Genomic DNA, 13,189 nt, shown 5'->3' with positions numbered 1-13,189 from the left:
CGTACGACAACACGTACGACCACACGCATGACCGCGAGACCGACCACCCCACCGTCCCGCGCGGGAGGCCCCGTATGACCCGGACCGAGAACGAGAAGACGGGCTTCCCCTGGGGGCCCGGGCCGAGTATCTCCTTCGAGTTCTTTCCGCCCGCCGACGCCAAGGGCCACCGCGCCCTGTGGAAGGCGCTGCGGCAGGTGGAGGCGGTGTCGCCCGCGTTCGTGTCCGTGACGTACGGCGCCGGCGGCTCCTCCCGTGACGGAACCATCGACCTGAGCGCGCGGATCGCGGCCGAGACGACGATGCGCCCCGTGACGCACCTGGCGGCGGTCGGGCACTCCACCGCCGAACTGCGGCGCGTCGTCTCCCGGTTCGCCGACGCGGGCGTCCGCGACATCCTGGCACTGCGCGGTGATCCCCCGGCGAACCCGCGCGGCCCCTGGACCCGGCATCCCGAAGGCGTCGAGTACGCCGGTGAACTCGTCTCCCTGATCAAGGAGTGGGGCGACTTCACGGTCGGCGTCGCCGCGTTCCCCGAGCGGCACCCGCGCTCACCGGACTGGGACAGCGACATCGAGCACTTCGTCGCCAAGTGCCGGGCAGGCGCCGACTACGCCATCACGCAGATGTTCTTCCACGTCGAGGACTATCTGCGGCTGCGTGACCGGGTCGCCGCGGCCAACTGCGAGACCCGGATCATCCCGGAGATCATGCCCGCCACCGATGTCCGCCAGATCAGCCGCTTCGCCGAACTGAGCAACGCGGCGTTCCCCGAGGACCTCGCCCACCGCCTGGAGGCCGCCCGCGACAACCCCTCCGAAGGCCGCCGCATCGGTGTCGAGTTCGCCACCGCGATGGCCGACCGCCTGCTCGCCGAAGGCGCCCCCGGCCTCCACTACTGCACCCTCAACCGGCCGCGCGCCGCCCTGGACATCCACCGCAACGTCATGGGGTCGGCCCGAGCAGTACGGTGACATAACCCGTGACCTGCATGTTTCCCGGCGTTGGGCGGCTCGATGTGCGACGGGCCAAGAGGAGGGGGACAGTGAGGAGGGTCGGCCGTCCAGAGGCCGACGCCGAGGGAGCGTGGGGCAGGAAGGAACGACACGTGAACGGGTCTGCCGGGCCGGACGGGCCGGACGGGTCGGCGGCAGGAGCTGCGGGGCCCGCCCCGGGTGAGCCGGAGCAGCAGGCGCTCTTCGCGTGGGCGGACACGGACACCCCGGCGGCACGGGTCCCGCACGGGGCGTTCCGTGACAGCCCGCAGGCACGCCGGATGCTCGATGTGCGGGAGGTGTACGCGGAGCCCGCGGCCCTCGACTCCCCGCGCGGGCAGCAGATCATGGCCGGGCTGCCCGGGGTGCGTGTCACCGAGGTCGCCGGGCACTGGCGCATCCCGTCCCTGCACGGCAACGACGGCAACATCGCCCGCTGGGTCCGCATCAAGACCGAGACGCTCGTCCTCGGGGTCAAGCACAGCCTGGTGACGCGCCCCAACGGCAGGTCCGCCGACTGGATCGCGCCGGGCCCCTCCAACGGGTGCGCGATGGCCTGCGCCTACTGCTACGTCCCCCGCCGCAAGGGCTACGCCAACCCCATCACGCTGTTCACCAACATCGAGGCGATCGTGGCCCACATCCGGCGCCACGTACGGGCACAGGGCCCCAAGACCACACCCAACCAATGTGACCCCGAGGCGTGGGTCTACGACATCGGCGAGAACGGTGACTGCTCCGTCGACGCCCTGGTCTGCGACAACACGGCCGACCTCGTCGCCGCGTTCCGCGGCCTGCCGACCGCCAAGGCCTCCTTCGCGACCAAGTTCGTCAACCCCGATCTGCTCGACCTCGACCCGCGGGGACGCACCCGGGTCCGCTTCTCCGTCATGCCCGCCGACGACGCCCGGCTCCTCGACATCCGCACGAGCCCGGTCCCGGAGCGCATCGCCGCAGCCGCCGACTTCCTCGACGCCGGGTACGAGGTCCACTTCAACCTCTCGCCCGTCGTGCTGCGCCCCGGGTGGCAGCGGGACTGGGCCGAGCTGTTCACCCACCTCGACGACGTGCTGCCCGCCCGGGTGAAGGAGCAGGCGGCCGCCGAGATCATCATGCTCACCCACAACCAGTCGCTCCACGAGGTCAACCTGGGCTGGCACCCCCGCGCCGAGGAGGTGCTGTGGCAGCCGGACGCGCAGGAGACCAAGCGCTCCCAGAACGGTGCCCTGAATGTGCGCTATGCGCTGGATGTGAAACAGCGGTCCCTGACGCGGATCAAGGAAATGCTCACCGCGCACACGCCGTGGCTGCGGGTCAGATACGCCTTCTGAGGGCGCCCCCGGCCGGGGAAATGGTCGGCTTGCTTCCTGTCATGTCGGCAGGACGTCCGGCCCGCGGAATCGCTGTTTTCGGGACGTACTGAGAACGGTTGCGGCATGGTTGAAATCCGCTGGCCGCCACGGTTGGGGAGCCGTTGCGGCGCCAGCCTGAACAGGACCGCTGAGAACGGTAATTCTCGGTCCTTCAGGCCTGGTCAGGGAACTTCTGCGGCCGACGGACCGGTGTTACGGTCGCTGGCGACGAGCGGCTCTTGAAGGGGAAGCGCCTCGGCACCTTGGGGAATTGCGCGAATTGGGGAGGGTGGGCCCCCGGGTCTGCTCCGCGTGACGAATAGGAGCAGATCCCGGTGACCTCTTTGTCTTCCGGTTTGTCTTCCGGTGCGGAGGAGATCGAGTTCCGGCTCGACCGTGAACTCTGCGGCTCCGTCGAGGAACTCGCCCGTTCCTGCGGTGTCACCGTGCCCGTCGTCCTGCGGGCGGCGTTCACGGTGCTCGGGCACCGGCTCGGCGCGGGGACCGGAGGCGATCCGTCCTTCGCCGTGGTGGTGGCGCGGACGCGGGACGGCGACGAGGGGACCCGGGACGGCGACGAGGGTGCGTACGCGGTCCCGGAGTTGCCGTACGAGTTGTTGCTGCCGCCCGTCGAGGCTGCCGGTCAGGGGGTGACCGGCAGGCTTCGGTACGCCGGTGACTCCGTCGCACGGGGGGTGGCGGAGTCACTGGCACAGCAGTACGTACGCGTCGTCAGGCAGGTGGTCGCCGACCCCGGCCGGCGGGTCGGCGCCGTGGGCGTGTCGCTGGTACCGGCGCCCGCCCACGAGATCGAGGCCTGGGAGCGTGCCTGCCCGGGACTCGTGGAGGTGTGGCCGCTGACGCCCCTGCAGTCGGGGCTGCTCTTCCACGCACTCCTGGACGACGCACCGGAGAACGGGAGCGGCACCTCACGGGACTCCTACCGGATGCAGTTCGTCGTCCAACTGCGGGGACGCGTGGACGCCGCACGCATGCGGGCGGCCGGACAGGCACTCCTGGACCGGCACGCCAATCTGCGCGTGGCCTTCGTGGCGGACGCCGACGGGGACCTGGTGCAGGCCGTGGTGGACGGGGTCGAACTGCCGTGGCGTGAGCTCGATCCGGGGGAATCGGGGGGAGCTGAGGAAGCGGGGGGTGCGGGGGGCTCGGTGGCCCGGGAGTTCCGCGCCGCCGAGCTGCGTGCGCCCTTCGACCTGCGCGTGCCGCCCCTGCTGCGGATGGCGCTCGTGCGGGTCGGCGCCGAGCGGTACGAGCTGGTCCTCACCGCCCACCATGTGCTGTTCGACGGGCGGTCGCTGCCCGTGCTGATCCGCGATCTGCTGCGCCTTTACGAAGCGGGCGGGGACGGCTCCGAGGTGCCCGCGGGGCCGGAGTTCCGTGACTTCGTGGTGTGGCTCTCGGGCCAGGACCGGGAGGCGGCCGCCCGGGTGTGGGCCGAGGAGTTGGCGGGGTTCGACGAGCCGACCCTGCTCGTCCCCGTCATCGCCCCTGCCGTCGCCCCCGTCAGCGGACCCGGCGCCGCGACGGTGGCGGACCCACGCACCGAAGCCGAAGCCGAAGCCGGAGCCGACGCCGAAGCCGACGCCGGAGCCGGAGCCGAAGCCGACGCCGAAGCCGACGCCGGAGCCGAAGCCGAAGCCGGAGCCGGAGCCGGAGCCGAAGCCGACGCCGACACCGGAGCCGAAGCCGACGCCGGAGCCGAAGCCGAAGCCGACACCGACACCGACACCGGAGCCGGAGCCGGAGCCGACGCCGGAGTCATCGACGTCCCCCTCCCTCCGCACACCCTCCGCGACCTCTCCCACCGTGCCGCCCGGTACGGCGTCCCCCTGGACACCCTCGTCCAGGCCGCCTGGGCCCTGCTGCTCGGCGGCCTCACCGGGCGGCAGGACGTGGTGTTCGGCGTGACCGTGCCGGGGCGCCCGGACGCGGTGCCCGGCGCGGACGCGATGGTCGGGCTCTTCGTCAACACGCTCCCCGTACGGGTACGACTCGCCCCCACGGACACCGTGGCCGACCTCCTGCACCGGATGCGGGACCGGCAGGCGGAACTCCTCGGCCACTACTGCGGCCTCGCCGACATCCATCGCGCGACTGGGTCGAGCGTTCTCTTCGACACGTTGGTGACGTCGGAGCCGTACGCGACCGACGCGGCGTACGCGACCGACGCGGCGTACGCGGCGGATCCGGCGTACGCGACCGACTCGGCGTACGCGGCGACCCACCCGGATACGGCGACCCACCCGGACGCGGGCGACACCCCCGACCCCGCCCCCGGCCTCACCCTCACCGGCATCCGCCCCGACGCCCGCACCCACTACCCCCTCACCCTCGCCGTCACCACCGGCCCCCGCCCCCGTCTCGCCCTCCAGTACCGCACGCACCTCGTCGGCCGGGCGGCGGCGGAAGGTGTCGCCGCGCGGCTCGCCCGGCTCGTCGAGCAGGTGGCCGCCGAGACCCCTGTGACCGTGGGCCGTCTCGATCTGCTCGCCCGCGCCGAGCGGCAGGCGCTCCTGTACGACTGCGACGACACCGCAGTGCCGGTCACCCGCGGCACGATTCCCGGGCTCTTCGCGGAGCGGGTCGCCGCCGTGCCCGACGTGGTGACGCTGGTGTGCGGCGACGAGTCGTTCACGTACCGCGAACTGGACGCCCGTGCGAACCGCCTCGCGCGGGAGCTGATCCGGCGTGGGGTGGGCACGGAGACCGTCGTGGCGGTGTCGCTGCCGCGCTCGCCGGACCTGGTCGTCGCGATGCTCGCGGTGATGAAGGCAGGGGGCGCCTATCTGCCGGTGGACTCCGCGTACCCGGCGGACCGGATCGCCTACATGCTGGCGGACTCCGGCGCCCTGCTCATCGTCGCGGACGCCGCGACCGCCGCGAGCCTGCCCGCGGGGACGGTGCCCGTGCTGCGCACGGACGCCCCGGCCGACCTCCCCGGCCCGGCCACCGACCCCGCGCCCCCCGACCACGCCCCCGTGACCGACGACGACCGCGGCGGCCGCCCCCTGTCCCTCGCGAACACCGCCTACGTGATCTACACGTCCGGTTCCACCGGCCGCCCCAAGGGCGTGGCCGTCACACACTTCGGTGTGGCCGACCTGGTGGCGACGCAACGGACGCGCCTTGGTCTGTCCGGTGCCCACCGAGTGCTCCAGTTCGCGTCACCGAGCTTCGACGTGTCGGTGTACGAGGTGTGCATGGCGCTGTTCACGGACGCCACGCTGGTAATCGCCCCGAGGGAGCGCCTCGCTCCGGGGCGGCCGCTGATCGAGACCGTCGCCGCGCAGCGGGTCACCCATGTCTTCCTGCCGCCCGCGGTCCTCGGGGCGCTGCCGCCCGGGTCGCTGCCGGGCGTGACCTCCCTCGCGGTGGGCGGGGACGCGGCGACGCCGGAGCTGGTGACCGGATGGGCGCGGGGCCGGGACCTGGTCAACGCCTACGGGCCGACGGAGACCACGGCGATCGTGACGTTCAGCGACCCGCTGACCGCCGACGGCCGCACCCCGCCCATCGGCCGCCCGATCGCGGGCACCCGCGTGTACGTCCTGGACGCCATGCTGCGGCCGGTGCCCGCCGGGGTCGCGGGCGAGCTGTACGTGGCCGGCGCGGCCCTGGCGCGCGGCTACCTCGGCCGCCCCGGCCTGACCGCGGGACGCTTCGTGGCCTGCCCCTACGGGGACAGGCCCGGCGAGCGCATGTACCGCACCGGCGACATCGTCACCTGGAACGCCGACGGCCACCTCGTGCACCACGGACGCGCCGACGACCAGGTCAAGATACGGGGCTTCCGCATCGAACCCGGCGAGGTGCAGGCGGTGCTGCGCGCACACACCGGGGTGGCGCAGGCCGTCGTCGTCAGCGACACCCGGGACGGCGACAGGCGCCTGGTGGGCTATGTGGTGCCGACGACGCCATCCGCGGACGGCGGCACCCCGCCCACCTCGGCCGAACTGCGTGCCTTCGTCGCCGAGCGGCTGCCCGAGTACATGGTGCCTTCGGTCGTCGTCACCCTCGACGAGGTGCCGCTGAGCCCGAACGGAAAGCTGGACCGGCGCGCCCTGCCCGCCCCCGACCTGGCTGCCACGACACCCTTCCGGGCACCGCGCACCCCGCAGGAGACGGCGCTCGCCGCCCTGTTCGCGGACGTACTGGGCGTCGGCGAGGTCGGCGTCGACGACAGCTTCTTCGACCTGGGCGGGCATTCGCTGCTCGTGACGCGCCTGGTGAACCGGGTGCGTGCCGAGCTGGGGGTGGAGGTTCCCGTACGGGTGGTGTTCGAGGCGGCGACGGTGGCCGGGCTCGCGGAGCGACTGGGGGCGGGGGCGCGCTCGTCGCGCCCGGCGCTGCGGGCGGCGGGGGCGCGCCCGGAGCGGGTGCCGCTGTCCTTCGCGCAGCGGCGACTGTGGTTCCTGCACCGGTACGAGGGCCCTTCGGCCACGTACAACCTCTCCTACGTGCTGCCCCTGAAGGGCAAGCTCGCGGCGGACGCCCTCGCGGCGGCGCTGCGGGACGTGGTGGTGCGGCACGAGAGCCTGCGGACGCTGTTCGTCGCGGACGGCGCCGGGGTGGCCGCGCAGATCGTCCTCGCTGCCGAGGACATCGCCCTGGACGTGCCGGTGCGGGACGTGGCACCGGACGCGGTGTCCGCCGAGGTGTCACGGGAGGTCGCCCACCCGTTCGACCTGTCGGTGGAGATACCGGTGCGGGCCTGTCTGCTGCGGTCCGCGCCGGACGAGCACGTACTGGTGCTCCTGATGCACCACATCGCCGCCGACGGCGAGTCGATGGGACCGCTGGCCCGCGACCTGGCCACGGCGTACGCGGCGCGCCTTCGGGGCGAGGCGCCGCGGTGGGACCGGCCGCTCGCGGTGCAGTACGCGGACTACGCGCTGTGGCAGCGCGAGCTGCTGGGGGACGAAGGGGACCCGGACAGTCTGCTCGCGGCACAGTTGGACTACTGGCGCGGGGAGTTGGCGGACGTCCCGCAGCCCTTGCGGCTGCCCCTGGACCGGCCGCGGCCGCCGGTGGCCGCGCACCGCGGTGACACGGTCGAGTTCGTCATCGAACCCCAACTCCTGGCCGCCGTCGAGGAGGTGGCGCGCGCCCAGGGGGCCACGGTGCCGATGGTGCTCCAGTCCGCGCTCGTGGTCCGTGGTGCGGCAGGTGCGGGGCAAGGCGGTGGCGGCGTACGACCATCAGGACGTGCCGTTCGAGCGCCTTGTGGAGTCCTTGAACCCGGAGCGGTCCACCGCCCACCACCCCCTGTTCCAGGTCATGTTCGGCTGGCGGACCACGGAACACGAGGCCTTCGAGGCGCCCGGGCTGCGGTCGGCCTTCGCGCTCGTCCCGACCAGGACCGCGAAGTTCGACCTCGTGTTCGCGCTCGCCGAGACGCCGGGGCGCGGGATCGTCGGCGGGGTCGAGTACACCACCGACCTGTTCGACCGCGGTACGGCGCGGGCACTCGCGGCGCGCTATGTACGGCTCGTGCGGCAGTTGGCGGCCGACCCGCGGCTGCGCGTCGACGAGGTGGACGTACTGGGGTCGGGGGAGCGGGACCGGATCCTTCGCGGCTTCAACGACACGCACGTGACGACGCCGGACCTGACGGTGCCCGCGCTCTTCGCACGCCGGGTCGCCAAGACGCCGGACGCGGTGGCGGTCGTGTGCGGCGAGGAGGAAGTGACGTACGCGGACCTTGACGCGCGGGCCGAACGCGTCGCCCGGCAGCTCGTGCGGCACGGCGCCCGCCCCGACGCGCTGGTGGGCGTCGCGCTGCCACGCTCGGCCGAACTGGTCGTCGGGCTCCTTGGCGTCCTCAAGGCGGGGGCGGGCTATGTGCCGATCGACCCGCGGTACCCGAGCGCCCGCGTCGGCCTCGTACTCGCCGACGCGGACCCGGTGTGCGTCCTGACCGACGCGGAGCACGCGCCGGTGCTTGCCGCGGGCGGGGCGCCACTGCTGCTCTTGGAGGAACTGGAGGCGGACCCGGGGGAGGGTGTGGACGTCGGGTGCGCGGCGGCGCTGTCGCCGCGGCAGCTCGCGTACGTCATGCACACCTCCGGCTCCACCGGCACCCCCAAGGGGGTCGGCGTCACCCACGCGGGAGTGGTGCGTCTCGCCCTGGACCGCTGTTTCGAGGGCGGCGGCCACGAGCGGGTCCTGATGCACTCGACGCAGGCCTTCGACGCGTCCACCTACGAGGTGTGGGTGCCCCTGCTCCGCGGCGGCACCGTCGTCGTGGCCCCGCCCGGCCCCCTGGACGCGGCGACCCTCGCCGACGTCGTGGCCGCGCACCGGGTGACCGGGCTCCTGGTCACCGCCGGACTCTTCCGGGTGGTGGCCGAGGACCTGCCCGAGGCGTTCGCCGGCGTCCGTGAGGTCTGGTCGGGCGGCGACGTGGTGCCCGCGGCGGCGGTGCGGCGGGTCCTCGCGGCCTGCCCGGGGATCTCCGTCGTCGACGTCTACGGCCCCACCGAGGCGACCGTGGCGGTGTCCGCGCACCCGATGCGCGAGGCGGCCGACGCCGGTGAGACCGTGCCGATCGGGCGCCCGCTGGACAGCACCCGCCTGTACGTCCTCGACGCGGCGCTGCGCCCGGTGCCGCCGCGGGTGCCCGGCGAGCTGTACATCGCCGGGGACCGCCTTGCCCGCGGCTACCTGGGCCGCCCGGCGCTGACCTCCGAGCGGTTCGTGGCCTGCCCTTACGGGGACAGGCCCGGCGAGCGCATGTACCGCACCGGCGACATCGTGGCGTGGACGCCGCAGGGCCGACTCGTCTACCAGGGCCGTGCGGACGCTCAGGTGAAGGTGCGCGGGTTCCGGATCGAGCCGGGTGAGGTGGAGGCCGCGCTGACGGCACACCCCGGTGTGGCGCAAACCGTGGTGGCCGCCCATGAGGAGCGCGGCGGCGGCAAGCAGCTCGTCGCGTACGTCGTCCCCGTCGCCGGGGGCGGCATCGCGGGCGTCGGCGACATCGACTTCGGCGTCGGCGTCTCGGCGCGGGAGCTGCGCAGGTTCGCCGCGGAGCGGCTGCCGGAGTTCATGGTCCCCGCGGCGTACGTGATGCTCGACCAACTGCCGCTGACACCGAGCGGGAAGCTTGACCGGTCGGCGCTGCCGCGGCCCGAGTTCGCCGCGGGCGCGTACCGGGCACCCGGGTCGCCCGCCGAGCAGGTCCTCGCCGACGTGTACGCCGAGGTGCTCGGCCTGGACCGGGTCGGCGTCGACGACGACTTCTTCGCGGCGGGCGGCGACAGCATCCGCTCCATCCAGGTGGTCTCCCGCGCCCGGGCGCACGGCGTCGAGGTCAGCCCACGCCAGATCTTCGAGCGCCGCACGGTCGCCGAGCTGGCCCGCACCGTGGACACCCCGAGGCCCACCGGCGCGGGCACGGCCCTGCGGGAGCTGGACGGCGGCGGTACGGGGGCGCTGCCCCTGACGCCCATCGCCCGCCACATACGCGGACGCGGCGGCAGCGCGGGACGGTTTTCCATGTCGATGCTGCTCGAACTGCCCGAGGGCATCGACAGGGCCGGGCTGCTCGCCACACTGAACGCGGTCGTCGACCGCCACGATGTGCTGCGGGCACGCCTGGTGAGCGGTGTCGGTGGCGGCGCGACCTCTGGCGGGACGGCCGGGGAAGGCCTGTTCGTCGGGGCGCCGGGCTCGGTGGACACCGCCGCGCTGCTGCACCGGGTGGAGTGCGGTGACCTCTGGGACGAGGCGTGGCTACGGGCCGCCGAGGCGGAACGGGACGCGGCGGCGGCCCGCCTCGACCCGGAGGCGGGGGTGATGGCGCAGTTCGTGTGGTTCGACGCGGGTGCGGGCGGGGGTGCCGCGGCTGGGGGACCGGCGGCGGCCGGGTCGGTCGCAGGGGCGGCGGCGGGCGAACCGGTGACGGGCAGCGCTGCGGCTGCGGGTGCTGCGGCAGCGAGTGCGGGTGCGGCGGCGGCAGGGGGTGTGGCGGCGCAGTGGTCGGCGGCGACGGGCGCGACAGCGGCGGCCGGTGCGGCGGCGGGGGACGCAGGGTGTGGTGAAGGCGGTGTGCGGGCGGGGCGGTTGCTTGTGGTGGTGCATCATCTCGTGGTCGACGGGGTGTCCTGGCGCATCCTGCTGCCGGACCTCGCCGCGGCGTGGGCCCACGTGCGCGCGGGCCGGACGCCGGAGCTGCCCGCGGTGGGCACGTCCTTCCGGCGGTGGACGCACGCCCTCGTCGCGGAGGCGGCCTCGGACCGCAGGGTGGCCGAGCTGCCGCGGTGGCTGGCGATCGTGGAAGGACCGGACCCCGTCATCGGCACCCGGCGCCTCGACCCCGCGGTCGACGTCCGGTCCACCGTGGACACCGTGCGCCTGCGGCTGCCCGCGCAGATCACCGAGGCCCTGCTCACGGCGGTGCCCGCGGCCTACCGCTGCGGGGTCAACGACGGGCTCCTGGCCGGGCTCGCCCTGGCGGTCGCCCGCCTGCGCGGGGCCCGCGGCGTCGACGAGCCCGCACTCCTGGTCGGCCTCGAAGGGCACGGGCGCGAGGAAGCCGCCGTCCCCGGCGCGGACCTGTCGCGCACGGTGGGCTGGTTCACCAGCATGTTCCCGGTCCGCCTGGACGTGAGCGGATGCGACATCGAGGAGGCCTTCGCCGGGGGTGCCGCGGCGGGCGGCGCCGTCAAGGCCGTCAAGGAACAACTGCGCGCCGTGCCCGACGGCGGCATCGGCTACGGCCTGCTGCGTGAGCTGAACCCCTACACCGCCGCCGCCCTGCGCCCGTACGCCACCGGCCAGATCGGCTTCAACTACCTGGGCCGCTTCGCCGCCACCGACATGCCGGAACACTTGCGGGGCCTCGGCTTCGGCCAGGTGCGGGGCGTGCGCTGGCCGCTCGCCGAGATGGACCCCGGCATGCCCGCCCTCGCCGCGGTGCAGATCAACTCGATGGTCGTCGACACCGGGGAAGGCCCCTGCCTGGAAGCGGAGTTCGAGTTCGCCACGGGCGCCGTCCCCCGCGCGCGGGTGCGGGAACTCGCGGACCTGTGGGCCGCCGCCCTCGACGGTCTCGCCCGGCACACCGACGCCCCGGACGCGGGCGGGCTGACCCCCTCGGACGTGCCGCTGGTGCCGGTGGGCCAGCGGGAGATCGACGCGTGGGAGCGCCGCTACCCGGGGCTCGCCGAGGTGTGGCCGCTCACCGCACTCCAGTCGGGCCTGCTGTTCCACGCCATGCTGTCCGACGGTGAACCGGACGCCTACCACGTCCAGTTCGTCCTTCATCTGCGCGGCCCGGTGGACGCCACCCGGATGCGGGCGGCCGGGCAGGCACTCCTGGACCGGCACGCCAACCTGCGGACCGCCTTCGTGCCGGGGGCCGAAGGGGACCCGGTGCAGGTGGTGGTCGCCGGGGTGCGGCTGCCGTGGCGCGACCTCGACCTCACGCAGACACCGGAAGCGTTCGAGGCGCTGGTCGCCGACGATCTGCGGCACCCCTTCGACCCGGCGGAGCCACCCCTGCTGCGGATGGCGCTCGCGCGGCTCGCCGCCGACCGCCACGAGTTGGTGCTCACCGCCCACCACCTGCTGTTCGACGGCTGGTCACTGCCGCTGCTCGTGCAGGACCTGATGCGGCTCTACGGCACGGGCGGGGACGCGTCGGCGCTGCCGAGGGTGCCCGAGTACCGGGACTTCCTGGTGTGGCTCTCCGCGCAGGACCGGGAGGCGGCGGCCCGCGCCTGGGCCGGGGAGCTGGCGGGCGTGACCGAACCGACGCTGCTCGCCCCGGCCGTCCCCGCGACGACACCGCCGCGGCCGGAGTCGCGGCCTCAGCCCCAGTTGGAGTCACCGCCGGAGTCACCGCCGGAGTCACCGCAGGAGTCGCAGTCGGAGCCGGACCCCCAGGGCTTCGGTCAGGTCGAGGTGCCGCTCCCCGCGGACGTGGCCCACGAACTGTCCCGGCGCGCCGCCGAGTTGGGGGTCACCCTGAACACCGTGGTGCAGGGCGCCTGGGCGCTGCTGCTCGGGGCGCTCACCGGGCGCCAGGACGTGGTGTTCGGCGCGACGGTCTCGGGCCGCCCGGCCGCGGTGCCCGACGTGGACGCGATGACCGGCATGTTCATCAACACCCTTCCCGTACGGGTACGTTGTGCGCCCGCCGACAGCCTCACCGAGGTCCTCACCACGCTCCAGGACCGCCAGGCGGCCCTCCTCGACCATCACCACCACGGCCTGACCGAGATCCACCGCGCCACCGGCACGGGCGTCCTGTTCGACACCCTCGTCGCCTTCGAGTCCTACCCGGTGGACCGCGCCGGTCTGGGCGAGGCCGGTGCCGCCGCGGGCATCGAGGTCACCGGCATCCGCCCCCTTTCGGGCTCGCACTACCCGCTGACCGTGATGGCCGCGGCCGACCCCCATCTGCGGGTGACGCTGCAACACCAGCGGAACGTACTCGACCGCGGCACGACACAAGTGATCGCCGACCGGTTCCTGCGGATACTCGGCCGGCTCGCCGCGGACCCGGGGCTCCTGGTCGGCCGCGTGGACGTGCTGGGCCCCGGCGAGCGCGAGGCGGTGCTGCGGGGCGGTGTCGACGCGACGGCACCGACGGCGGCGGGTCCCGGGGTGACCGTGGGTGAGCTGTTCGCGCGGCGGGTGGCGGAGGCTCCGGACGCGGTGGCCGTGGTGTGCGGGGAACAGCGGTTCACGTACGCGGAGCTGGATGCCCGGGCGGAACGGCTCGCGGTCGAGCTCGTCGGGCGTGGGGTGGGTCCGGAGAGCGTGGTGGCCGTGGTGCTGCCGCGCACGGCGGACCTGGTGGCGGCCCTGCTGGGC

At 74.0% G+C, this 13,189-nt stretch carries 3 protein-coding genes and 1 pseudogene; all 4 read left to right on the top strand.

All coding sequences use genetic code 11. The features are described from left to right. The first annotated feature begins 74 nt into the window (after positions 1 to 74). A complete protein-coding gene (gene metF / locus IG78_RS0124295) occupies positions 75 to 974 on the top strand; it encodes a methylenetetrahydrofolate reductase [NAD(P)H] (protein WP_051852927.1) in 900 nt (299 codons plus the stop codon). A gap of 134 nt (positions 975 to 1,108) precedes the next feature. Then, positions 1,109 to 2,326, top strand: a complete 1,218-nt coding sequence (locus tag IG78_RS0124290) for a spore photoproduct lyase family protein (RefSeq protein ID WP_051852926.1) — start codon at positions 1,109 to 1,111, stop codon at positions 2,324 to 2,326. A gap of 356 nt (positions 2,327 to 2,682) precedes the next feature. Continuing rightward, positions 2,683 to 7,506, top strand: a pseudogene (locus tag IG78_RS42615) (amino acid adenylation domain-containing protein); the annotation flags it as partial. Positions 7,507 to 7,573: 67 nt separating this feature from the next. Beyond that, on the top strand, positions 7,574 to 13,189 hold a 5,616-nt coding region (locus IG78_RS51590; protein ID WP_249926136.1), incomplete at its 3' end, for a non-ribosomal peptide synthetase.

The sequence above is a fragment of the Streptomyces aureocirculatus genome (genome assembly GCF_000720475.1).
Taxonomy (GTDB): domain Bacteria; phylum Actinomycetota; class Actinomycetes; order Streptomycetales; family Streptomycetaceae; genus Streptomyces; species Streptomyces aureocirculatus.
The sequence above is the reverse complement of the archived record's forward strand: the minus strand, read 5'-3'. Positions and strand labels throughout refer to the sequence as shown.